The 22,533-nt window shown below is 69.2% G+C and carries 19 protein-coding genes; 4 read left to right on the forward strand and 15 right to left on the reverse strand.

What is annotated here, in order from left to right; all coding sequences use genetic code 11:
- Positions 1-96 precede the first annotated feature (96 nt).
- The 4 genes from WMF36_RS22300 to WMF36_RS22315 form a co-directional block, all read right to left on the reverse strand.
- Complete coding sequence (locus WMF36_RS22300) at positions 97-432, reverse strand: hypothetical protein (protein ID WP_437581649.1); 336 nt, start codon at positions 430-432, stop codon at positions 97-99.
- Between the two features lie 175 nt (positions 433-607).
- Positions 608-5,119 carry an SIR2 family protein gene (locus WMF36_RS22305; protein WP_437581650.1) on the reverse strand — a complete coding sequence of 1,504 codons (4,512 nt, stop codon included), beginning with the start codon at positions 5,117-5,119 and terminating at the stop codon, positions 608-610.
- A gap of 172 nt (positions 5,120-5,291) precedes the next feature.
- Positions 5,292-7,121, reverse strand: coding sequence for a radical SAM protein (locus tag WMF36_RS22310; protein WP_437581651.1), 1,830 nt, complete (start codon positions 7,119-7,121; stop codon positions 5,292-5,294).
- Positions 7,122-7,147: 26 nt separating this feature from the next.
- Complete coding sequence (locus WMF36_RS22315) at positions 7,148-8,422, reverse strand: glycoside hydrolase family 1 protein (RefSeq protein WP_437581652.1); 1,275 nt, start codon at positions 8,420-8,422, stop codon at positions 7,148-7,150.
- 263 nt (positions 8,423-8,685) lie between these two features.
- Here WMF36_RS22315 and WMF36_RS22320 point away from each other — a divergent pair, with 263 nt between their 5' ends.
- The gene (locus WMF36_RS22320; RefSeq protein WP_437581653.1) at positions 8,686-9,402 is read left to right on the forward strand and encodes a tetratricopeptide repeat protein; all 717 of its coding nucleotides are present in this window, start codon (positions 8,686-8,688) and stop codon (positions 9,400-9,402) included.
- 97 nt (positions 9,403-9,499) lie between these two features.
- Here WMF36_RS22320 and WMF36_RS22325 read toward each other — a convergent pair whose 3' ends face one another.
- The 9 genes from WMF36_RS22325 to WMF36_RS22365 form a co-directional block, all read right to left on the reverse strand.
- Positions 9,500-10,819 (reverse strand): cytochrome P450, encoded by a 1,320-nt coding sequence (locus WMF36_RS22325; RefSeq protein ID WP_437581654.1) that lies wholly within the window; start codon positions 10,817-10,819, stop codon positions 9,500-9,502.
- 156 nt (positions 10,820-10,975) lie between these two features.
- A complete protein-coding gene (locus WMF36_RS22330) occupies positions 10,976-11,305 on the reverse strand; it encodes a DHCW motif cupin fold protein (protein WP_437581655.1) in 330 nt (109 codons plus the stop codon).
- Positions 11,306-11,416: 111 nt separating this feature from the next.
- Entirely contained in the window at positions 11,417-12,148 is a 732-nt protein-coding gene (locus WMF36_RS22335) for a methyltransferase domain-containing protein (protein ID WP_437581656.1), read from the reverse strand.
- A gap of 77 nt (positions 12,149-12,225) precedes the next feature.
- Complete coding sequence (locus tag WMF36_RS22340; RefSeq protein ID WP_437581657.1) at positions 12,226-14,589, reverse strand: lantibiotic dehydratase; 2,364 nt, start codon at positions 14,587-14,589, stop codon at positions 12,226-12,228.
- Between the two features lie 4 nt (positions 14,590-14,593).
- Positions 14,594-15,439, reverse strand: coding sequence for a hypothetical protein (locus WMF36_RS22345; RefSeq protein WP_437581658.1), 846 nt, complete (start codon positions 15,437-15,439; stop codon positions 14,594-14,596).
- 4 nt (positions 15,440-15,443) lie between these two features.
- Positions 15,444-16,343 carry a DUF692 domain-containing protein gene (locus WMF36_RS22350; RefSeq protein WP_437581659.1) on the reverse strand — a complete coding sequence of 300 codons (900 nt, stop codon included), beginning with the start codon at positions 16,341-16,343 and terminating at the stop codon, positions 15,444-15,446.
- Between the two features lie 111 nt (positions 16,344-16,454).
- A complete protein-coding gene (locus WMF36_RS22355; RefSeq protein WP_437581660.1) occupies positions 16,455-16,652 on the reverse strand; it encodes a hypothetical protein in 198 nt (65 codons plus the stop codon).
- Positions 16,653-16,710: 58 nt separating this feature from the next.
- Positions 16,711-17,835, reverse strand: a complete 1,125-nt coding sequence (locus WMF36_RS22360; protein WP_437581661.1) for a site-2 protease family protein — start codon at positions 17,833-17,835, stop codon at positions 16,711-16,713.
- Complete coding sequence (locus WMF36_RS22365) at positions 17,832-18,794, reverse strand: class I SAM-dependent methyltransferase (RefSeq protein ID WP_437581662.1); 963 nt, start codon at positions 18,792-18,794, stop codon at positions 17,832-17,834. Before WMF36_RS22365 ends, WMF36_RS22360 begins: the two co-directional genes overlap by 4 nt.
- Before the next feature lie 276 nt (positions 18,795-19,070).
- On the opposite strand from WMF36_RS22365, the gene WMF36_RS22370 reads away from it, so the two are divergent.
- Together WMF36_RS22370 and WMF36_RS22375 are read left to right on the forward strand one after the other, a co-directional pair.
- Positions 19,071-19,565, forward strand: a complete 495-nt coding sequence (locus WMF36_RS22370) for a cupin domain-containing protein (RefSeq protein WP_437581664.1) — start codon at positions 19,071-19,073, stop codon at positions 19,563-19,565.
- An 865-nt stretch (positions 19,566-20,430) separates the two neighbouring features.
- Entirely contained in the window at positions 20,431-20,724 is a 294-nt protein-coding gene (locus WMF36_RS22375; RefSeq protein WP_437581665.1) for a hypothetical protein, read from the forward strand.
- Between the two features lie 181 nt (positions 20,725-20,905).
- On the opposite strand, the gene WMF36_RS22380 is transcribed toward WMF36_RS22375, so the two are convergent.
- Positions 20,906-21,709 (reverse strand): SDR family oxidoreductase, encoded by an 804-nt coding sequence (locus WMF36_RS22380; RefSeq protein ID WP_437581666.1) that lies wholly within the window; start codon positions 21,707-21,709, stop codon positions 20,906-20,908.
- Positions 21,706-22,029, reverse strand: a complete 324-nt coding sequence (locus WMF36_RS22385) for a nuclear transport factor 2 family protein (RefSeq protein ID WP_437581667.1) — start codon at positions 22,027-22,029, stop codon at positions 21,706-21,708. Before WMF36_RS22385 ends, WMF36_RS22380 begins: the two co-directional genes overlap by 4 nt.
- Positions 22,030-22,113: 84 nt before the next feature.
- Here WMF36_RS22385 and WMF36_RS22390 point away from each other — a divergent pair, with 84 nt between their 5' ends.
- On the forward strand, positions 22,114-22,509 hold the full coding sequence (locus WMF36_RS22390) for a winged helix-turn-helix transcriptional regulator (RefSeq protein WP_437581668.1): 396 nt from the start codon (positions 22,114-22,116) through the stop codon (positions 22,507-22,509).
- Positions 22,510-22,533: the final 24 nt, after the last annotated feature.

A 22,533-nucleotide genomic window follows, 5' to 3' on the forward strand; every position in this document is an offset into this window, starting at 1 on the left:
AGACGGTGCACATCAGGGGCGCTCCGCGGTGCATCGAGCTCGGATCGCTCGATGGCAGAGGCGGTGCGTTCCGGCCGGTTTCTGTTCGCCCTCGGTTCAGCTCGGCTCGTCGAGCACGTCGGTGAGCGTGCCGGCGGTGGCGGCCTGCTCGAGCCAGCGCTCCAGGCGTTCCGGGTCCTTCTGGGCGACGATGCGTTCGCGTGCTGCGTCCGGCACCGCGATTCCGCGCGCGCGGAGCACCGTCAACAGCGCGCGTGCGGCTTCCTCGATGCGCCCCTGCGCGACGTACTTCTTCGCGAAATCGCTCTGGTACTCGTAGCCCTTCATCATCGCCTCCAGCGCCCGGCGAGCCGCCGCGTTCAGGGAATTGTACAGGAGATCGTCGGAGAACCAGGCGCGTTCGTCGTCGAGGAACTGGAGCGCGGGCAGCACCGCGCCGGCGATCGTCGCGCCTTGCTCCGTCTCCCCGTGGGCCATCGCGGAGCGCCCCCAGCTCCGGTCGGCGGGTTGCTTCCGATGGGTCCGTCACGACCGGAACGCTGTTGCGACGGAGCACGGGCGGCCCAGCACCGCCGATACCGCCCGGCAAGGACGGCTCACGTGAAGGTCACGGCTTGGTCGCTCGGAGCGCGCGGAGGATGGCCGGGAGGTCGTCGTGGTCTTGATAGGGCAAGGCCTGCACGTTGAGCTCGCGCTGCCAGCGATCGCGGTCGTTCGGGTTCGGGTTCGCCATCAGCGCGTAGTGCTGGCTGGTCGCCGATCCGAAAGCCCGGAGGTTAAGCTCGAAGACGAGATCGAGGTCCAGTGGATCGTTGATGCCGTAGCCAACGAGAAGAAACGTGTAGGCCTGGAGCAAATAGCCAATCGTGCGCCGGTATGGTTCGTCGCTGGACGCCTTCGTATATTCGCCCTGAGTCATCACAACTGACGCTTGATCGTCAGCGGTGCCGTGGATCTTGTACAACACTTTGCGCCCCCCGTTGATATCGGAGAGCACACTATCGGATTTCTTCCAAGTATAGGACTGCCGCCCGAGCTCCGCCTTTTCCAAGAGCTGGTCGTAGTTCGTGGTCACGAGGACGTCGAGTCCCAGTTCGACGAGCGCTCGGTGGACGTCGCCAGGCGCAGCGTTCGGCGGGCGGAAGATGGCGTTTAGCGCGGCCTGGTACCCGTGCGCGCGGAGGCTGGTCTTCGGGAGGTCGAGCAAGGTAAGCATGCTCTCCAGCGACACATGGCCCGCCTTCAAGTACAGGCGCAAGGCGTCGAGCTGCGCGGACTCGAGTACCCCATAATTCTGGGCCTGCTCGAAAAGTCGCTCGGGCAGCTCGTTCCAGCTAGGGAAACTCCCCTGGACGTCGCGGGCCATGGACAGGCCCGAGCCAAAGAGCACAGCAAGCTTGTTCTTCCTGTACGCGTCGACGAGCGGAGCCGGAAACGAGAAGCGGTGCATGGCGGCAGGGGGATGATGGCTGGGCATGGTCCTAAAGGTGGTGGAGCCGAGGTCGATGACCTCACACGGGGATCGGGGGATCCAGATGCCCTGAGCGGCGACATCTTTCGCGCGGTGAATGACCCAGGTGAAGTCGCGATCAGGGAAGGTCTGCTGGATTTGCTCGATCGCCGCGACGGCCTCGAGGGTGCCTCGCGAGCTCAGCTCGCCGAGTAGCGAATTTCGCAGCTCAGCCAACCTATGGCGTGAAGTAGAATCATCCATCTCACCTTGCCGATCTTGCGGGTCGCTATCGCTCGGAAAATGTCGTTCGATCCAGACATAGATCGTCATGGCGTCCTCGAGCGAGAGGCATTTACCCCACGTGCTCGAATGCCGCGGTTCGACCGCGCGAACGAACGTGAGAAATACCTCTTTACCGAAGGCGGGATCCACCTCGACAAGAGGGCGCACGACGGGCCAGCCGACCTTCGGGTTGAAGGCCATGAGCGCATGGGCTGCCGCGTGTGCGCGAAGCCGTCCAGGACCACCCTCAGGAATCGGAGCGTTCAGGATCGACACCGCCGCGTCCGTTGCACCCTCGACCCCATGCAGGATCAGCTCATCCAGCAGATCGCCGAGGAATCGAGGCTTCAGATCCGGACGCCGTGCGTACTCGATCAAGAAACGCCCGAGGTCCGCGTCCCAGCACGCTGCCATGTGGTGAAGCCGGAGTGGTTGGCCGTGCTTGCGATGATCCTCATCGAGCAGAGCGCGCAGCACATCCCGCACGCGCGGGGGTTCGGCCCGATACGCGCGTGACACGACTCGTTGGCTCTGCGCGTTTACATTGGGTGCAAAGGCGAGGGCGATGGCGCTCCAGTTCGCCCAGACGGTGACAGCATGCTCGTCGAGCCACGCGGGGTCGAGCGCGTCGATCAGGCAGACATACCTGTAACCAACGGCAGCAGGGCGATAGCCATATGGAATTTCTACACCCAACCACTCGCCGAAACGCTCATTGGCAAGTAACAGGTATTCGCGACCGACATCGAGAACGCGATTCTTAGTCTCTTCGTCGGCACGTTGCCAGCCGGGGAAATTCCTAAGATCCTCCCTGTAGTGCAAATCGTTACGCAACCTACCCTCAGAATCCACCGCAAGCAACGATTGCAGTCTCCATCCAGCATCGATATCGCCCTCTGCGAACCGTCGCAAACAAACCTGGATGCGCTTCTGCACACGCGAAACTTTTGGGGACACACGCGGCTTTACTCGAAAGCGACCACGAAACTTGCGTTCCTGACGACATGCGCGTCGCATCCACCGGGACAGGGCTGACCCGAGCTCAACGTTATTGATGAGACATGGCATTGCCTCGCGAATCTCGCCGACTTCATCCACTGCTCCGAGGATGGGGTCTGCGACCTCGAAGGTCCAATCCGAGAGTGCAACCTGCTTCAAGATCGCAGCCCAATGATCCCGCTCCAGCGGCGTAGCCCCGTTGCGGAGCTGCTCGATGACCCAGGGGACGTCCTTTGGGAGGACAAGTCCGTGATGGACGATGGAGAACGTATCGTACGGCCCCCATGGCAATAAGGCGACCATCGCGGTTGCGAGCAGGCGTCGCCGACCATCGTCCCGCGCTGGATCCGGGGTCTCCTCGTTGCGGTGGTTGCGACGCTGGAAGATAACGTCATAGACCGCCAGACGCCGAACCGCGGCCTGGGCAAGCAGGGCTCGCACTTCGGCGTCCTCGAGCCGCTCCCAGGCCGTCCGCAGAATGGTGTCGAGCAGGTCGGTGAGCTCAAGCGGTGCCTGACGGCGTGAGGGCAACCCGAGGGTCCAGTGGAGCGCCTCCGACAGAGCTGCTGGTGGCAACGTCTCGCTCAGCTTGTCCAGAAAGTAACCGTAAGATCCGCCATAAGAGCTCCTTTGCGATGGCATCAAGCTAGCGAACAGCTCGGCGGCAGTGATGTCGTCAGGCCAGAGAGCCAGCAACGCATATCCCTTCAGTTCGTCCTCCGGGTCTGCCTCGCGGTCGCCCCCAAGAAGCGGCAAGAGCCGTCGCTTGGTTTCCCGAGACCCGATGCGCACGAGCGTGCGCGCGGCCGACGAACGGAATTCTTTGTCGTCGCTACCATCGAGCACCACGTCCGCCACGACGTCTTCGAGCGCGACCACCTTGCATGAATCCATGAACTCCAGAGCCGCCCGCCGGGCCATGATGTAATGGTCACGCCCGGTGATATAAGGACGCAACTGGTCGGCAAGCGCGGCATGTTCAAGGCGCACCAGAAGCTCACTCCGGTGCTGGATTGTCATGATCGACATCTCTCGCCGGTCGAGCCTCTTCAGCAGAGCTCCAACCAACGCCTCGCGCTCCCCGTTCCCTACCAGTGCGAAGTCGCTCCCGAGCAGCGGTTCGGGGTCCGCGACGAGCATGCGCAGGAAGAACTCCTGGCTCGTGCCTGCCAAGCTCATGCTTGCCAGCCACGCCACCGTCTCGCGCAGCGCCGGGACCACGCGGCCCAGGGCTCCGTTCGAGACCTGGCCCACCAGATGCTCCGTCGATAGCCCTCGCTCACGCAAGAACCGGGCTGCCAGGAACTCGGCATATGTCTGGTGGGCCCACCCGATCTGGTCGCTGCCACGCGGTGCGAATAGGCCGCTCACGTTGAGCACCTCTTCGAGTGCGTCGGTGTCGACCGTCACCCGGCCGGACGCGCTCGGCTCGGCGGCCCCGGTGAGGTCTTCGAGCGTGACGGCTTCCGGCGGCACTGTCCCCAGATCCTGCCCCGTGAACACCACGCTGCGACGTCCCAGCACACAGACCGCCGCGATCCGGGAGGCGATCGCCAGGCGCTCCGGAGCGCGTAGCTTCCCGGTACGGCGTGCTCCCCGGCGCGACCTGCTCGACTCCTCACAGAGGATCCGGCACCCCTTCTCATACAGTTCCAACCGCGTGCGCGGCAGCTTCCCGCACCGCCGGTACTCCTCCAGCAGGAACCCCAGCGTTATCGGCTTGATCGCCAGCGATCCGGCGTCCACCCGCGCGATCTCGGCGAGGAACCCGGCCGCGTCCTTCCCTGCTGCCAGCTCGACATCGCTCTGCCGCAGCGGCGCAAGGGCATGGAAAGTCGCCTGCGGTTCTTCTCCCTTCGGCTTCCACAGGAGCGGGAGTTGTTCGTCGAGCATGGCAGGCCATTCCGCCGTGCGGCACGCGATCCGCAGCCGCAAGGAGCCGACCGGCCCGCGCCGGATCTGGTCGATGAGCTGCGACGCGACCTCGTATGCTCCCCGCGGATGCTCATCGAGGCTGTCGACGACGATCGTGAGCGGGATACGATTCGCGAGCCATTGCTCGAACGCCTCCGTCGCGAAGATCTGCTTCTGCAGGTCGGGACGCCACCGGCAGTCGACGTGGAGCAGCGTCGTGAAATGCTCCGCACGAAGGCTGGCCACGTAGGCGCCCACGGCATACGACTTCCCGCTCCCGGGCTCTCCGAGCAGCGCGACGCACGGCTTGTCCTCGAGTTGTTCCAGCGTCCGCGCTAACGGGTTGGTGGCCCTCGCGTCCTGCCGCTCGGGATCGGTCAGGTAACCGCGCCGATCGAGCACGGGCGCCGTATCGCGCGGGATCCAGAACCGCGTCCACGAAACGTCGATCTCGCCGAGCAGGCCTGCCATCACTCGCCTTCGCGTGCGCTCACGGGTCCTCGTCCATGTTGCGTCGTCGAACTCCGTGGATTTTCGCCGCCTGGTGCTCGCCCGAGCTTGGGAACGGCTCGGAGGATCCGAGTGCCCCGCTCGATTTCAGCAACGAGAATCGCCGGCGGCATCGGCAACGCTGCCGCCGCCGCTACGACGGCACCACCCGCAGCCGCCCGCGCTGCGTCGCTGCCTCGCGCCCGCCCGCCTCGGCCGGCCGCGCCGGCGCGGGCCGCGCCGCGGCCGGCGGCCACACCGCGAAGTCCTCCGGGAGCGGCCCGGGGAGCGCCGGCTGCGCCGTCCGCTCCAGCAGCTGGAAGTCGCAGCGCGCGACGAGATCGAGCGGCAGCCCCTTGTCCGGACCGCCCTTCGCGTACCACGCCCGCGCCGCCTGCACGTTGCGGATGAGCACGGCGTGCTGCGGATCGCTCTTCGCCGCCGCCGTGAAGTGATCCTGCATCGCCTGCCAGTCGCGCCGGCCCGCCGCGACGCACGCGAGCGCGTTGTACGCGAGCCCCGGCAACGGATACCCGAGCTCCAGCGCGCGCGCGACGTGCCGCTCCGCCAGATCGAGCTGCCCCGCGTCGAGGTAGGCGACGCCGAGCTCCAGGTGCGCCGCGTGATGATCGCCGAGCAGCGCGAGGATCGCCCGCCGCTCCTCCACCCCCTCGCGGTAGAGCTCGCGCAGACCCTTGTTCTGCTCGAACCACGCGCTCATCAGCGCCGTGTCCTCCTCCGAGGCGTCGAACGGGGTCTTGAGCTCCTGGAAGTCGCCGCGGAAATAGACGGCGCGCTCGAGCCAGCCGGCCGCCTCGGCGTCGTCGAAGTCGCGCGTCCCAGGGTAGATGGACAGGCACGAGAAGATGTACTGGTGCGGCTTCGCCGCCTCCAGGAACGCGAGCGTCTCGCGGAACGTCTCCGCCGTCTCGCCGCGGTTGCCCAGCATCATGTAATAGCGGACCTGGATACCGTACTTCTTCGCGAGCTCGGTCGACTCGATGATCTTCTTGGCCGTGATCTTCTTGTCGATGTTCTTCAGGATGGCCGGCGACCCCGACTCGACACCGAGGCTCAGCCGCTGGCAGCCGGCGAGGCGCATCTCCCGGAGCAGGTCGTCGCCGAGCACGTCGACGCGCGTGTCGCAGCTCCACAGAAACGAGATCTTGCGCTCGCGGATGCCACGGCAGATCTCGATGACGCGCTTGCGGTTCGTCGTGAAGGTGTCGTCCTTGACCTGGACCATCTTCACGGGGAGCTGCTTCACCGTGGCCTCGAGGGCGTCGAGCACGTAAGGCACCGACTGGCCCCGGAAGCCGCGGCCCCAGGTCGCCTCGGCGCCGCAGAACGTGCAGGCCCAGGCGCAGCCGCGCGAGGTCATCACGATGTGCGTGGAGAAGTGGTCGTGCGGCGACGCGAGCGCGTCGAGGTCCTCGATCGCGGCCCGGGGCGGGCCGAGCTCGACGCGGCCCTCGACGCGGTAGGCCGTGCCGGCGAGGCCGAGCGCGGGCCGGCCGGCCTCGAGGCGGTCGAGGAGCTCCAGAAACGAGTGCTCGCTCTCGCCGAGCGTCACCGTGTCGATCTCGGGGTGGTGCCGCAGCATCTCGGCCGCGAGCGGGGTCGCGTGCGGCCCGCCGACGACGATGTGCGCCGCGGGGTGGAGCCGCCGGATGCACCGGGCGGTGAGCGCCACGCCGCGGCGGTTGGCGGTCCAGCACGACATGCCGAAGACGTCCGCGTCGAGCTCGCGCACGATCCGCTCGACCTGCGAGAACGGGTACGACGAGAGGTTCAGCACCTTCACCTGGTGGCCCGCGCGGAGGGCCTGCGCGCCCAGGGAGAAGAGCCCGTACGGGGTCTGGTGGAAGTCCGGGTCGAGATCGCCCTCGCGGTAGTCCGCCGGCGGGCCGTCCCCGCTCGTGTCAGGCGCCTCTCCCGGCGCGGGGATCTTCCAGGGCGGTGGGTAGAGCAGCGCGATGCGCATCGGTCCTGCCTTTCCGGTGCTGGGGGTCACGCGGGCGCGGCGCCGAGCGCGAGCGACGCGCCGTCGGCGTCGATGCGGCGCGCGCGCGCGATCCGGGCGTAGAGCTCGGCGCTCGGCCGGGGGCTGCGCTCCTGGGTGACGCGGTCGACCTCGACAAGCCCGAAGCGCGGGGCGTACCCCTCGGCCCACTCGAAGCTGTCGAGCAGCGACCAGTGCATGTACCCGCGCACGTCGATGCCGCGCTCGATCGCCCGCGCGACCTCGGCGAGGTGCCGCACGAGGAAGCGCGGGCGCTGGTCGTCGTCGGCGTCGGCGATGCCGTTCTCGGTGATGTAGATGGGGACCCGGGCGCGGGGCCACCAGGCGTCGAGCACGTAGCCGAGCCCCTCGGGGTAGACCTCCCAGCCGAGATCGCTGACCTCGGCGCCCTCGGGGACGAGGCGCCGGAGGAAGCCCGCGCGCGCGTGCGCCGGCGAGAAACGGACAAGGTCGCGGCTGTAGTAGTTCACCCCGAAGAAGTCGTGCAGGCCGCTGTCGCAGAGGGCGCGCGCGAAGGCGTCGTTGAACAGCCGCTCGAAGAGCGCCGCCCACATGCGGTCGGCGAGGCGCCCGAACCGCTCCGGCTCGATGACGCGCAGGTGGTGCGCGACGCCGACGGCGATGGCGTGGCCGCGGCGGCCCGCGGCCTCGTGCATGGCGCGGTACATGGCGGCGTGGGCGCGGAAGAGGTTCTGGTGGGCGCGCACCGCCTCGACGGGCGAGCTGCGCGCGGGCGGCCAGACGCCGAGCAGGTGGGCCTGGAGGGCGAGCATGTTGGGCTCGTTGATGGTGACCCAGAGCTGGCAGAGATCGCCGAGCGCCTCGACGGCGCGCTCGGCGAAGCGCGAGAGGAGCGCCGGCAGCTCCTGCGAGAGCAGGCCGCCGCGCAGCGCGACCCAGCGCGGCAGGGTGACGTGGTGGACGGTGACCATCGGGGTGATCCCGGCCTCGAGGTGCGCGCCGAGCACGGCGCGGTAGTGGTCCCACGTGGCCGGGTCGAACTCGCCCGGCTCCCGCTCGACGCGGGCCCACTCGATGGAGAGCCGGTGGGCCCCCATGCAGAGCCGCGCCTGGAGCGCGACGTCCTCGCGGAAGCGGTGCAGCTGGTCGCACGCGTCGTCCGGCGTATCGCCGCCGCGGACACGCCCCGGCTCGCGCGCGAACGCGGCCCAGTCGCTCTGCGCACAGTGCCCCTCGACCTGTGTGGCAGAGGCGGCAGTGCCGAACAGGAAGGCGTCCGGGAAGCGCAGCTCCTCACCCATGGCCGCGCATCCTACGCGAACTCGCGCCGGGCGGCTGCCTTCCGGGCAGGAACGCGACCCCGCGGCGCGCTGCGCTGCGGCGTGACCTGCGTGACGGGCAGGACCGGCGTGCTGCGTGCGGCGGGGCGCGCCGGGGGCGGCGGCGCGCATCGGGCGACGGCGGCGCGCATCGGGCGACGGCGGCGCGCATCGGGCGACGGCGGCGCGCCGGCGGGCGGGGCGACGATTGCCCGATCGGCCGGGCGCCCGTACGATACGGACCGGTGCGGTGCGGAGGTGCGGCGAGCGCGGGACGGGGAGCGCGCGCCCTCGCCGTGGCCCTCGCCGCCGCGCTGCTGCACGGGGCCGCGCTGGCCAGGGCGGACGGGGTCGGCTGGGCGACCGCGCAGGCCGCCGAGCTGACGCGCCAGGCCGAGGCCCGCACGGCGGCCGGCGACGCGGACGTGGCGCTGTCGCGGTACCTGGAGGCGGTCCGCTTCGACGCCACCTACGGCCCGGCGTACCTCGGGCTCGGCGCGCTGTACGAGCGGGCGGGCGACCCGCGCGAGGCGGAGCGCACGTACTCGGTGGGCCTCGACCACGTGCGCGGCTTCGTCGAGGGCTACCGCGCCCGGGCGGCGCTCCGGGCGCGCGAGGGGCGGCGCGACGAGGCGATCGCCGACTTCGAGGCGGCGGCGGCGCTCCGGGGCGACGACGCCGGGCTGCTCCAGGAGCTCGCGGCCGCCTACGTGGCCGCGGGGGCGCTGCCGGCGGCGCTCGGCGTGGCGCGGCGGCTCTCGGCGCTGGCCGCGCAGGCCGGCGATCCCGCCCGGGAGGCCGCGGCGAGGACCCAGGCACGCGCCCTGTCGGCGCTGGTCGACGAGGCCGATCCCGTGCGGGCGGGCGGCGCCGATCGCGGCCCGGTGCGGCGCGCGCTCGCGCTGTACGCCGCGGCGCCGGCGCGCGGGCGGACCGCGGATCCGCGGCGCGAAGGGCGGTGATCGAGCCACCCGGAATGACCGCACGATCGTCCGTGTCGGACAGGGGAGCAGCCAGGATAGGCGCAGACCCAGAGGCGCGCTGGTCGGCGTCGGTGGGCTACGCCAGACGCTCCTCGACGATCATGCGCACCCCGTGCGCCGGCCCGGCGTTGGCGGCGCGCACCTTCCCCGGATCGGGCCGCAGCGACGCGAGGCGCAGCCGGTAGCGCCGCAAGATCGTGCCGAGCACCAGCCGCATCTCGTGGGCGGCCATCGCCGCGCCGAGGCAGCGCCGCGCCCCGCCGCCGAAGGGCACGAGCTCGAACGGCGTGAACTTGCGCTCGAGGAAGCGCTCGGGCTTGAAGCGCAGCGGCTCGGGATAGAGGTCCTCGCGGAAGTGCGCGACCCCGATCGCCACGCCCACGCCCACGCCGGCCGGCAGCGTGTAGCCCATGAGCTCCAGCGGACGCAGGAGCTTGCGCGGAGCGGGCGCCGGCGCGAGCGGGTAGCGGCGCAGGGTCTCCTGGCAGACGGCCTCGAGATACGGCTGCCTGTCCAGCGCCTCCACCTCCGGGTCGCGCCCAAGCGCCGCCAGCTCGGCGCGCAGCCGCTCGAGCGCCGCGGCGTTCTCGGGCCGGTGCAGCGCGTAGAACGCCCACGCGATGGAGATGGCCGTGGTCTCGTGACCGGCGACCACAAGCAAGATCAGCTGATCCCGGATCTCCTCGTCCGTCATGGGCTGCCCGTCCTCGTCGCGGGCCTGGACCAGGAGGCTCAGGATGTCCTCGCGCGGCCCGGCCACGCGCGCCGCCGCGATCAGCGCGTCGAGCTGCTCGCGGAGGAGGCGCTGCCGCCGCAGGAACGCAGCGAAAGGACCGAGGCCGCCGAGCTCGCGCCGCAGCGACGGGAAGAGCGCGATCAGCGGCGAGATCCCGTTGAGGAGATCCAGCAGCAAGGTGGCCAGCCCCGCCATCCGCTCCGGCTCGCTCACCCCGAAGACGGCTTGCAAGATCACGTCGAGCGAGATCCGCTGCGCGACCTCGTACACCATCACCTGCCGATCCGGCTGCCAGTCCGCCGTGTGCCGCTCGGCCAGGCGGCAGATCGCCTCCCCGTAGGCGCGCACGCGCGCTCCGTGGAACGGCGGCATCATGAGCTTGCGGAGCCGGCGGTGCTCGGCGCCCTGGAGCAAGATCATCGAGCGCCGGCCCAGGAACACGGACAGGTCCGCCGACAGCGGAGCGAACGTGTCGGGATCCGCCGTGTAGATGGCCTTGATTCCGACGGGATCGCCGGTGCACACCATCGGGGGATCGCCGGGAAACGAGAAGGGATCGCCGTACCGCTGCGCGAGCGGCACCATGCAGCCGATGGGATCCCGGAGGTACCGGATCAGAGTCCAGAGCTTGCTGCTCGGCCCCGGCGGGAGGGTGGGCATCCGACCAGACTACCAGGCGAGCGACCCGGCACCTTCACCGAAGAAGCGCCACCCACCACAGCCGAGACAATTCTCCACGACCGATCCCTCGAGGGAGCAGCCGAAATCTCCGGGCTCGGCAGAACGCGGCTGCCGCATCCGCCCCCGCGCTCCCCTTCAATCGACGATGAAGAGCGTCGCTCCCGCCTGCGTGGACGAGAGGTGCGGCTCGGCGCCGTCCGCCACCTGGTAGCTGGTCCCGGCTGGCAGCGTGAACGTCCGCCCGTCCTTGAGCTCGGTGGTCAGCTCTCCCTCGAGGACAAGGAGGACGTGCCCGCGGCTGCACCAGTGATCCGCGCGGTATCCCGGCGTGTATTCGACCTTCCTGACACGGAGGTTGCCGGCCTCGATCGTCCGCCAGATGGCCTTCCCGGTCTCCCCTGGATGCTCGGTCGGCTCGACCTTCGCCCAGTCGGCGACGAAGAAGGGGACCCCTTCGATTTTCATCCTCGACACTCCTCTCTGCGCTCTCGCGCCCTGCCCGCCCCGCCCGCTCGCCGCGAGCGGAGGCCGGCGGGGCGCCTCGCGCTGACGCCGTGCGGCCGGCGCCCGGCGCGCTCACTTGATGGCCAGGAACCCCTCGAACGAGACGTACTTCATGATGGACATGATATCGACGAAGCCGGCCCGCTTCAGCATGTCGACGTTCCCCTGGGTCGAGAACGGCTCGAGCACTCCCTTGAGGCTCCGGGCCTTCGCGACGATCTCGGAGGGGGTGAAGCTCTGCTTCAGCTTGAACTCCTGGTACAGCGCCGTCGTGATGTCCTGGAACCTGGCGTCGCACGCCCGCACCTTCTCGAACAGGACGAAACAGCCTCCCCAGTTGAGGGACTCGTAGATCCTGTTGATGACCTCCTGCCGGAACTTCGGCGGAACGAACTGCAGACAGTAATAGGACACCATCATGTCCGATTTCTCGAAGTCCCACAGGACCGCGTCGCCGACGTGGAGCTCGACGTTCTTCATGCCGTCGAGGCTCGCGCGCGCCTGCGCGATCATGGTCTCCTCGACGTCGAGGCCGACCCACTTCGCGTGCTTGCCCGCGTTGTGCCGGGCCAGCTTCCCGAGGAGCTCCCCGGTCGACACCCCGAGCTCGTAGCAGACCGACCCGTCGTTCACGAAGAAATCGCTGATCTGACAGATCAGGTCGTGCCCTGCGTCGTACAGCGGCACCGACCTGCGGACGTGCTCCAGAAACGTCTTCGGCACCTCCGCGCCGAAGGACCACGACGCGTTGGGCGCGAGGATACCGTCACCGACGCTGAACACCTCACTGTGCTGCATGCTCATAGAACTGTCTCCTCAAGTCAGGATCTGCTGCATCAAGCTCGCCTGAAGGCCGCCGCGCCCGTGCCGCGCAGGCGCGGTTACCGGGGAGAGCCCTGGGTGGTGAAGGATGTCCGCAATTCGGAGGTGAACGCGCCGCGCTCGTCGGCGAGCCAGAGCTCGTCGGGGCCCGGTCGCATCTCCGAGATCGTCACGTCGTCGGCCTGCCGGGCCTGTTTGTAGAAGAGGTCGACGGCGAGGGGGTTCTCGAAGTCGACGTAGATCGGCTTGGGCTCTCCCGGGCATTTCACGAACACCCAGCGCGGCAACCCCAGCGCCCGGGCCCACGCGTGGACGGCCATGAAGGACTGGAAGCTCTCGCCGGGGAGCTTCACGTTCGGCAGGCTCGACCCGGAGGCGCGCCACGTGCGGCGCTTCAGCATGAAGTTGCCGCACGAGATGCGGCACGGGTGCGCCGCTCCGAGCACGTCGGCGGCCAGGTCGAAGAGCATGCGGTGGAAATCCCGCGGCATCACCGTGATGATGTCCTCGAGGCGCCCCGAGGCGCGATCCAGGTACTTGACACCCCCGTCGCGGAGCACGACGCGCCCGTTCCCGGTCGCGACCTGCCGCGAGAGCGGCGAGCGGCTGTCGTCTCCGGGCATGAGCACGTCGTGGAGGTTCGTCACCACGGGCCAGTTGAGGTTCGAGCGCTGGTGCCCGAGCGCCGGATCGACGAGCACCATGCGGCCGGGGGCGAGCAGCGCGTCGACCTCCTCCTGGATCTCGCGCGAGAACGGCGAGAACGGCTGCGCCACCGGCTGCGACACGTTGTGGACGCCCGGGTGCACCTCTCCGACGATGATCTGGTACTCGCCGCTCCGCAGGGCCTCGAGGTCTCTGGCCGCGATCAGGAGATCGGGGGAATGCACGTCGACGCCGAGCGGCTCCGGGGCGCCGTCCGTGGGGCCGCTCTCCTCGAGCCAGCCGAGCAGGCGGACCAGATCGCGCTCCTCGATCATCGCGTCGTCCGCCGGCGCCGGGCCGAGGAGGCGCCCCCACGCCGCCCTGAGCTCGCCCCTCAGCAGCTCGACCGAGGGCTCCAGGGCGGGGCTCTTCCGCACGGTCGTGAAGAAGAGCAGGAAGTCGACGCCCTCCTCGTCGCCCTCGGCGCAAAGCTCCCTGTAGACGCGCTCGTAGCGCGCATGGATGAGCTGCGCGGCGCGCTTCGCGAGCCACCGGTAGATGTTGCAGACGGGCTCCAGCACCGCGCCGAGCCTCGCCTCCACGGAGCGCCCGAGCTCGATGAACAAGGACCGCTCGCAGTCCTCGTAGACGACGTACCTGCCCGTGTACATGCTCCCGGCTTCCCGGTCCGTGTTGATCCCGAGGCTCTTCAACACGCTGTAAAGCTCGCTCGAGGTGCGCGCGCGCTCCTCCAGCGCGCCGCCCTGGTACCGCTCCCGCAGCGCGAGGAGACCGTCGATCGTGTGCAGCCAGCGCGCGCGCCCCGGACACGCCTCGGGCAAGGCCGCGACGGTCCGCCGGACCCGCTCCTCGGGGCGATGCTCCGCTGTCGGGACCTCGATGTTCCGCACGAGCACGCCCTTTTCGAGCAGGAAGCTGCACGCGCGCTCGACCTCCTCCAGGCCCTGGCCCGTCTCGCGGGCGAAGCGCGCGGACAGCTCCGCCGCCGGCCAAGCGCCGTGGCGCCGCGCCTCGCCCACGAAGCGGAGGAAGTCCGCGGCGGGCGCCGAGAGCCGGGTCCGCTTGTTCAAGGGATACCGCAGCTCGGTGCCCTCGACGTGACAGCCCGCGTTGAGCCGGAGCGGCAGGTGCGGGGACACCTCGGGATCGGCCGAGATCGCCGCGCCCAGCGCGACGGCTGCCCAGTGCTCGAACGACACGATCCGCCGCTTGATCCAGCCCGGACCGGTCGTGCTCAGCCGCACGGGCTCGTCGAGCCCGGACATGCGCCCCCAGGCCATGGGGCCGAAGAAGCTCACGGTGTCGTTCTTCGTGCAGAGCCGCTGGAGGTAGCTCCACGCGAGGCGAACATGCTGTCTCCGGCGGCTGTCGAGCTGCGCCGCGCCGCCCTGCCCGAGCGAGCGGACCCGCTCGAGCGCCGCGGGGTTCAGGAGGAAGAGCGCCTCCTCCGCCAGCGGCCCGGACAGCCGCTCGACCACCTTGCTCCTGACGGCGCGCGCGTCGGCCGTGAACAGCGCCTCGCCCTCGGCCTCCAGCGCGGCCCTCCGCTCCGTCAGCTGCTTGCGCCGGACCGCGAGCGCGTCGGGCGCAGCCTCCGCCGCGCCGCCGGCTCGCCGCCCCGCGCCGAGGCCGCGCAGCTCGTCCATCACAAGGTACAGCTGCGCGACGACGGGGCGGCTCGCCTCGATGCCGAGGTCGCTGACCCAGCCGATGGGGAACCCCGCCGATCGCAGCCAGAAGGTCCTCGAGAGGGACATGGCGCTATCCTCTCGAGGCCTCGACGACCCCGTACTCGCAGAGCCGTTGAAGGATGACCACGTCGTCGCCCTCGGGGGGCTCGTCGCCCCCGAGCGAGCGGCGCAGCGCCGAGAGCGAGCGCGGCTCCGTCAGCGCGTTGAAGAGCCGCGCCCCGCGCTCCGGGATGCCGGCGAGCTTGTAGCTGCTCGTCGGCGACGGCACGTAGAGCAGCAGGTGCTGCGGTCCCTTCTGCAGCGGAGTCCGCCCCAGCAGGGATTTGTCCCTCAGCCACGGCCCGAGCGCGTGCTCCGTGGTCACGGTGATGCCCTGCAGGTTCCTGCGGAGCGTGGCGGCGCGCAGATCGACTCCATCGCTCGGCGCCGGGCGCCGGTAGCGCTCACCGGGCAGCTTCGCCAGGCGGCGCACGAGCTCCACCGAGGCCGCCTCGAGCGCGATCACGTCGCGCAGGTAGGGCAGCTCGGCGGCGAGCTCCGAGCGCCGCAGGAAGTCCAGCACGTCCGCGCAGAACGTGTAGACGAACGGCCCGTGATCCTCCCACCCCCGCGCCTCCATGTAGCGCTCGCCCAGCGCGCGCAGATCGTGGCCGGAGCTCACGAGCAGGCGCACGGTCAGCGGAGCGCCCGTCTCCAGGGCATACAGGAACGAGCTCACGAGGCGGAAGCGGTAGTTGACGATGAACCACCGCGTGCGGTGGGGCGTCTCGGCGTAGGCGAGCGCGATCGGGATCTGCTCCGCCGTGAAGCCGTGCTCCGAGGCGCGATCAGCGAAGCCGGGCTCGAAGATCACGTCGCTGAGCGCGGGCTCGCGGAGGATCCGGCGCCAGACGGTCCAGACGGTCGACGCTTCCATGCGGTCACCCTGCCTGCCGTGTCGCGACCACGCCATACGCCTTGTCCCACGCGCGGCGGGCGCGCTCGATGTCGCGCACGATCATCTCGTGATCGCTCTCGCGCCCGAGGACGCGCGTCGACGGGTGGTGCGCCTGGCCCTGGTACTCGATGATGACCGCGCCGGGCCGGGCCCGCTCCAGCACGCGGTCCAGGAGGTCCCACACGGGCTCCGGCACGCTCTCGTCGTGCCAGTCGTGGTAGAGGCCGTCCAGCCAGCTGCCGCCCGCGAGGTGGATGGCGATCACGCGGTCCAGCGGGATCGTATCCAGGTAATCCTCCATGTCGAAGCCCGGGAGGTTGATCGAGTTCGTGTAGATGTTGTGCAGGTCGAGGTGAAGGTAGGTCCCGGCCTCGTCCACGAGGCGGGCCATGAACTCGGCCTCCCGCATCTCGGCGCCTGGACACGGGATGTAATAGGCGGCGTTCTCGTGCGCGAGCGGCATCCCGTACATCTCCTGGAGCGCCCGCGCGCGCCCGGCCACCCGCTTCACCTCGGCGGTCGAGAACTGGACGGGGCTGCTCCAGATATCGAGCCACGAGTTGTCGCCATAGAAGCAATGGTTCGCGACCCACGGGCTGCCGATCGCCTTCGCCAGCGCGACGTGACGCAGCGCCGCCGGCGTCGTGTCGATCGGCTCGAAGCCGAAGTCGCACCCGTAGTTGGAGTGGGCGAGGAGCTTGTATTTCGAGGCGAGGCGATCGAGCTTCTCCTTCGCCCCCGGCTTCATGACATAGGGGCTGTCCAGGGGGCCCATCACGGTGTCGAGGAGGATCTCCATCGCGTCCACCTCCATCTCCTCGAAAGGAAACCAATCCAGGATCTCTGGATTGTACTGAAGGCCGACTCCGAGGCTCGGGTACATAGCGGCGCTCCTTGACGGAGGCCGTGCCCGGTCGATCGCCCCGAGCGCGGCCCCGTCCTTACGGCTCGATGGAGGGCTGGAGCGTTCTCCGGCCCTCCATCGAGCCACCTGTCACGCGAAGACCTTGCTCTCGAGGACCTCGATGTCGTCGAGATCGAAATCCTCGAAGCTCGCGGCGACCGGCTTCTGGGCGGCCTCGTCCTTCGCGGCGGTGGGAGGGCCCTTGGGGGCCTCGGTACAGCTCTCCTGGGCGACATGGCCGGTCGCCTCGATCGGGTCGCCCGCTTCGTGCTCATTCAAACGAATCATTGCTCTTCTCCTCCTGAGGATGCCTGTGGTGGATGCATTGCAAGGTAGGCGCCGGGGCCTACCGGAAGAACAGCGAGTACGCGCTGGCCCAGGCGATGAGCCAGCTAAGGAAGGTCCCTGCGACGACGGAGAGGTAAAGGAGCTTTCGCCGCGCGCTCAGGTCCTGCGTGCGCCCGGTGTCACGGCGGAGCAGGCCGCGCGCAAACCGCCACGACTTCTGCCGGAGGCCGGGGATCCCCAGCACCTCGGTCAGGAAGAGATAGCTGTCCCCGTTGAACACCGGCAGCAGCGTCGGGATGACCGCGAGGGCCGACGTCGCCGCCACGCGGACGCCGAAGACGCCGAGCTCCGAGCCGGGCGCCGCGAGCGCCCATATCACCATGCCGACCGAGGCGCACGCCAGGCTGGCGAGGGGCCCCATGACGATGCTCACGACGCGCTGTCGCTTCGTCATGCGCGACCACTCTCGCTGGACGGGGCGGGCCCATCCCGTCACGAAGAGGAGGTAAGCGCCGAGGCCCATCTCGCTGATGCGCACGCCGTACGCCTTGCAGGGCAAGGCATGGCCGAGCTCGTGGCACACCACGGACGCGATCATGATCGGGTAGTGCCACGGCAGCCAGCCCCAGCCCGTGTAGGCCAGCACGAGATCGCCCGAGAACACGTGCCATCTGAGCCCGGCGATCCAGCCGCCCGCGGCGATGAGCGCGAGACATCCGTAGACGAGCCACCGGCTGACGAGCACCGGGGCGGCGCGCGCGAGCCGGTCGAGGTGCTCGTCGGGCTTCAGGTTGATGAGCGGCACGAGCAGCAGCGACTTGAGCGGCCCGAAGCTGATGCCGGCGAAGGGGTCCTTGCGGGCCCTCTCGGGGCGGCTCGAATCGACGAGGATGCCGAGGCCGACGAGGCGCTGCTCGAACTGCGCGAGCTTCTCCGCGGACAGCCGCGGGGACACGCACGCCCGCGCCTGCTCCAGCACCTCGTCGCGGGATCGGCGCCCGTCGAAGAGCCTCGCCAGGGTGAGCTCCGCTTTTCCCAGCGCGAACGACGTGTCCGTGGCGCGGTCGTAGAGCGCGAAGCGGCGCGGGTCCGGCCCCTCGCCCTCCGCGGGCCCGACCACCTCGATGTCCGGCGAGAGGAGCGGGAAGGCCGCCGCGCTGCTGGAGCTCTTGCCGCCGGTCACGCGACGCCCTGGGCGCCTCGGTTGGGCGCCGCGTCGACCGCGACGCCGCCCGCCGCCAGGCGCTCCTGCAGCGCGCGAGGGTCGTCGCGCTTTCCGCTCCGGATGAGCGCGCGGACGACCTCCGGGGCGGGCACGTCGACCGCGCGTCCCAGGCAGTAGACGCCCCCCGGGCGGGTCGGCCCGCAGAGGGGCGCGTCCGTGGTGAAGAGGGGCTCCCAGCCATGCTTGACCATGAGCAGCTCCAGCGAGCTCGCGGTCAGGTACCGGCGGTGGTTGTGGCTGAAATGGCCGCTCAGGATGCCCTGCCCGAGCGCGCGCCCCTCGAGGAAGAGCAGCGCGCCGGGCTTGGAGGCCCGGCGGCACAACGAGAGCGTGTGGTTGGCGTCGTAGACATGCTCGAGCGAGCCGGTGATGACGACGAGATCGTACTCGTCCGCCGGCAGGTCCATGTCCTCCGCGTCGACCACGACCAGCGGCAGCCCCAGCCGATCCTTGCCGTGGTTGACGAAGCCGATGTCAGGATCCGTCCCCAGCCCCGTCCACCCGCGCCGCAAAAAGCTGACCATGAGGCCGCCGGCGGAGCACCCCACGTCGAGGAGCTTCCCCGGCTCCTTGAGATAGCCCCTCTCGGTGAGGCTCCTGTAGAGCAGCTCGCCGCGCCGCACCTGGTCGGAGATGAACGCCTTCTCGGGCTCGCTGCTCCCGAAGAGGAGGGTCCGGTAATAGGTGTTGTAGAAGGTCGTGTAGAAGTGCCTGTTGAAGCGCGGATTCTGCATCATGAATCCGCAGGCGGTACAGCACTGGATCGGCAGCTTCCCGAAGGCGTCCTTGCCGATGTCGACGATGTCCGCGACCGTGACGAAGTCGGCTCCGCCGCAGACCTCGCAGTCGACCGCCGACGCCGTGACCCCCTCCGTGATACCGATATGACGCAAGTAATCGACGAGGAACGATTCCATCGAGCCCTCATTGCAGGGCCGCATGCGTCAGCGCACGGCCGGCGTGTCGGGCGGCAGGATGCATGCTTACCATACACGGGTCAAGTCCGTATTTCGATCAGGGTTCGTCGGACTTCAGCCGTACGCGGCCGAGCCGGGCTGTGATCTCACACGGCTGTAACTCTCCATTCGCCGACGTGTCGCCCTGACGATATCGCACCGCACCGGCAGAGCCTGCCATCGGCAAGGGCCAACCTGACGGAAGAGTTTGTGTATCTTGAGCAAGGAAACTCCCCGATGAAAAATCCACAAGACGAGCACGGCGAGCACGGCGGCGAGGCGCGCTGGAAGCACGACGGCGTGCAGGTGATCTCCGGCGATCAGCTCGACCCGAACACGGCCCAGACGGAGGGCATGGATCGCAGGGCCGCGATCGACCACGCCCGCGTCGGAGCGCGGAAGCTGTGGGCCGGGACGGTGAAGATCCACCCGAACGCCAAGACCGGCGCCCATCACCATGGGCCGCTGGAGAGCGTCATCTTCGTGGTGAAGGGTCGGGCACGCATGCGCTGGGGCGACCGGCTCGAGTTCACGGCCGAGGCGGGCGCCGGCGACTTCATCTATGTGCCCCCCTTCGTGCCGCACCAGGAGATCAACGCGAGCGCGGACGAGCCGCTCGAGTGCGTGCTCGTGAGGAGCGACGGCGAAGCGGTCGTGGTCAATCTGGACATCACGCCGGCGGAGAGACCGGAAGCGGTCGCCTGGATCGATCCGATCCACCGCGCGCCGTAGAGAATCGGCCTCAGGTCCCCTCAAGACGAGCTCTGCGGCGCCTGCGGCAGGCGGCCACGCGAGAGGCAAATTGTCACGCGCTCCTCCCGCGCCGCGGCCGCGGGCGACGCGCCTTCAGCGGGCGCGGCTCGAAGCGCGTCCGCTTGGCACCTCGGTTGCTCCGCCTGCGGCCGCAGCGCCCCTGTCCTGCGACCAGCCTGGAGCGCGATGGGGGGGAGAAAGCGAGAACCCATGAAGGCGGCGCAGCTTCCTCGAGACGGGTCGAATGGTGAACCTTCGGACCGGGCTCGGATCGTCTGCTGGATCGTGGACCGAGCAACGCCGACCCCCCATCCGCTCTGCCTGGTCCCCCCGCTCCGCGCTCACTTCACCGCCGTGCGCGTCCAGCACGCCGCCGATGTCGCGGCCGGCGCCGGCTGGGTGGTCCTCCCCGACGCCCTGGACCGCAAGGTTCCGAACGCCGGCCGGGAATGGCCCTGGCAATGGGTCTTCCCCGCGACGCGGCCCTATCGCGACAGGGAGACAGGTCAGCTCCGGCGGCATCCTCTGCACGAGACGGTGCTCCAGCGCGCGGCGCGAGAGGCCGCCCTCGCCGCCGATCGATCGAGGCGCGCGAGCTGCCACCCCCTGCGTCACTCCGTGCCCCTCCGGCGCCCCCGGCCCCCGGAAAGGCGGCGACTGCCGCCGGTGTTAGATCGATCTACCCTATGGCGCTGGACAGCACCTGGGCCTTGCGGCGCAGAGCCGATCCGTGAGACTTTCCGTGGGGTAGACAACAAAAGGCGACGAGCTAGACAGACCTGGTCCGGCGGCTTTGGTTGACCCATCGACTGATAGTTGGGCAGACGTAGACCCGGGAGGGCGAGTGAACGAGGATACCAAAGAGCTCCTGGGATTCGGAAAGCATGACTTCTGGTACTATCCAGGTCTTGCGATGGCCATTGCATCATTCTGGATCTCGACCGCACCCGCCGTCCTCCTCCTGCTCGCCGCGTCCACACTCTTCCTCGGCGTCTTCCTGGTGAAGTCCACGCCCCGCTATCTGAGGTCGCCTGAGATGAAGGGGGCAACGCGCACCTTCGGGCTGGTCGGTAACGTGGCCTTGGTGCTCCTTCAAATTGGGATCGTGGGTGTTCGCTGCGCGCGCCTTCTAGCGTGAGCTTGGACGCTTCATGTGCTTGCTACCAGGGCTCCGCAAACGTTCGTTGCCGCGCTGCCCAACTGGATGTCGCAGCAGATGGGCTTGTCGGTCGGCCTTCGGCCTCCCTCGAGCGCCCGCCGCTGAACGCCAGTACGTTCGGCGGGCGCGCGTTGTGCCAAGGTGACTCCGGTATCTGCCGTCAAACGGTGGGCACAGTGCCCCCGTCGATCAGGTACTCGCTCCCATGGATGGACGCCGCCCTGTCGGAGGCAAGGAACGCGACGAGCTCCGCGACCTCTTCGGGCCATGCGGGACGCCCGATGGGGATACCACCGAGCGCGTTCATGATGCCCTGCCGGGCCGTGTCGTCATCTGTACCGGCGTGCTCGGCGAGGCGCTTCACCAGGGCGTCGGCTGCCGTCGTGCGGATCCATCCCGGGGCGATCGAGTTCACGCGGACGCCCTTCGGTCCAAGCTCCTTGGAGAGCGCCTTGCTGTACGTGGACAACGCGGCTTTCGCGGACGCGTACGCGATCGTCGAGTCGTGGAGCGGGAGCCGGCGCTGGATGGACGAAACGTGGAGGACGACCCCCGATCCTCGCGCGATCATGTGCGGGAGGAGCGCGCGATCGAGACGAACGGCCGCCATGAGGTTGAGCGATAGCTCGTCGTGCCAGATGTCCTCGGTGAGCGCCGCAAAGCCGCCGCCAGGCGCAGAGGAGCCGCCGAGGGTGTGGACCAGGAGGTCGATCCCGCCAAGCTCGCCCAAGACCGCGCGGACGACGGCGTCCACACCCGCTGCCGTGGCGAGGTCGGCCTGTACGAAGACGTTCGGCGACTGGCCTGCAGGGAGCGCAGAGCGCGCCGTGGTCGCAGTCACGGCGCCCCCAGCGCCGAGGCGGCGGACGATGGCCTCGCCCGCCCCCTTGGTGCCGCCTGTGACGAGCACGCGCTTGCCGGCGAACTCCTCGGGATCGATCGAGAATCTTCGGGGCGTGTTCATCCGTCGATCTCCAGGCGCGCGATCCGATCTCGATCGAGCGTGAAGTCGTAGCGAAGCCGGATCGGGCTCCCCGGGAACGTGCCGGAGACGGAGACGCGGAGGAGCACCTGCTGGCCCGCCGCGCCGACGTCGAGCACCTCCAGCGTGGGGTGGTACTTCGCGGTGGTCTCTTCCATCCACCCCCGGATGGACGAGGTGCCGCGGTACTCGCGGCGTTCGTCACGGACGACGGCGTCGTCCGTGAAGTAGGCGAGCATGGCATCGACGCTTCGCGCGTTCTGCGCGGCGACGTACCCTGCGAGCGGTTCGGGAACTTGCATAGGTGATGATTCCTCCTGGGGGGACGATGACCCGAGGCCCGTCACGTGGGCCCCTCGCACGCAGAGTTGGGCTAGGCTCATCGGGTGGCAAGAACGCACAAAAAGGTGGGGTACGCACCCGGAGGTGAGTACGACGAGCCGGCCACCCCCGAGATCGCCGCCGAGCGTGTCGAGCAGGCCCTCGAGCTCGTCAAGGGGCGCTGGAAGCTGGTGATCCTCTTTCGCCTCTTCGGAGGGAAGGTGCAGCGCTTCTCGGAGCTCGAACGCGCCATCCCCGGCGTCTCGCAGAAGATGCTGATCCAGCAACTCCGGCAGATGGAGCGCGATGGGATGGTCTGGCGCGTCACGCACCCCGAGGTGCCGCCCCGGGTCGAGTACGGGCTCACCGAGTGGGGACAAGCGCTCTGCCCGGCTCTGGACACGCTGCTGCGATGGGCAGCGAAGCGCGGCGCGTCCTCTCCCGTCGATGCGCGTTCGTGATGGCTGCCCCGGTGGAGTGCAACG

Origin of the sequence: Sorangium sp. So ce887 (assembly GCF_051521455.1) — a bacterium.
In the GTDB taxonomy this organism is placed as follows: domain Bacteria; phylum Myxococcota_A; class Polyangia; order Polyangiales; family Polyangiaceae; genus Sorangium.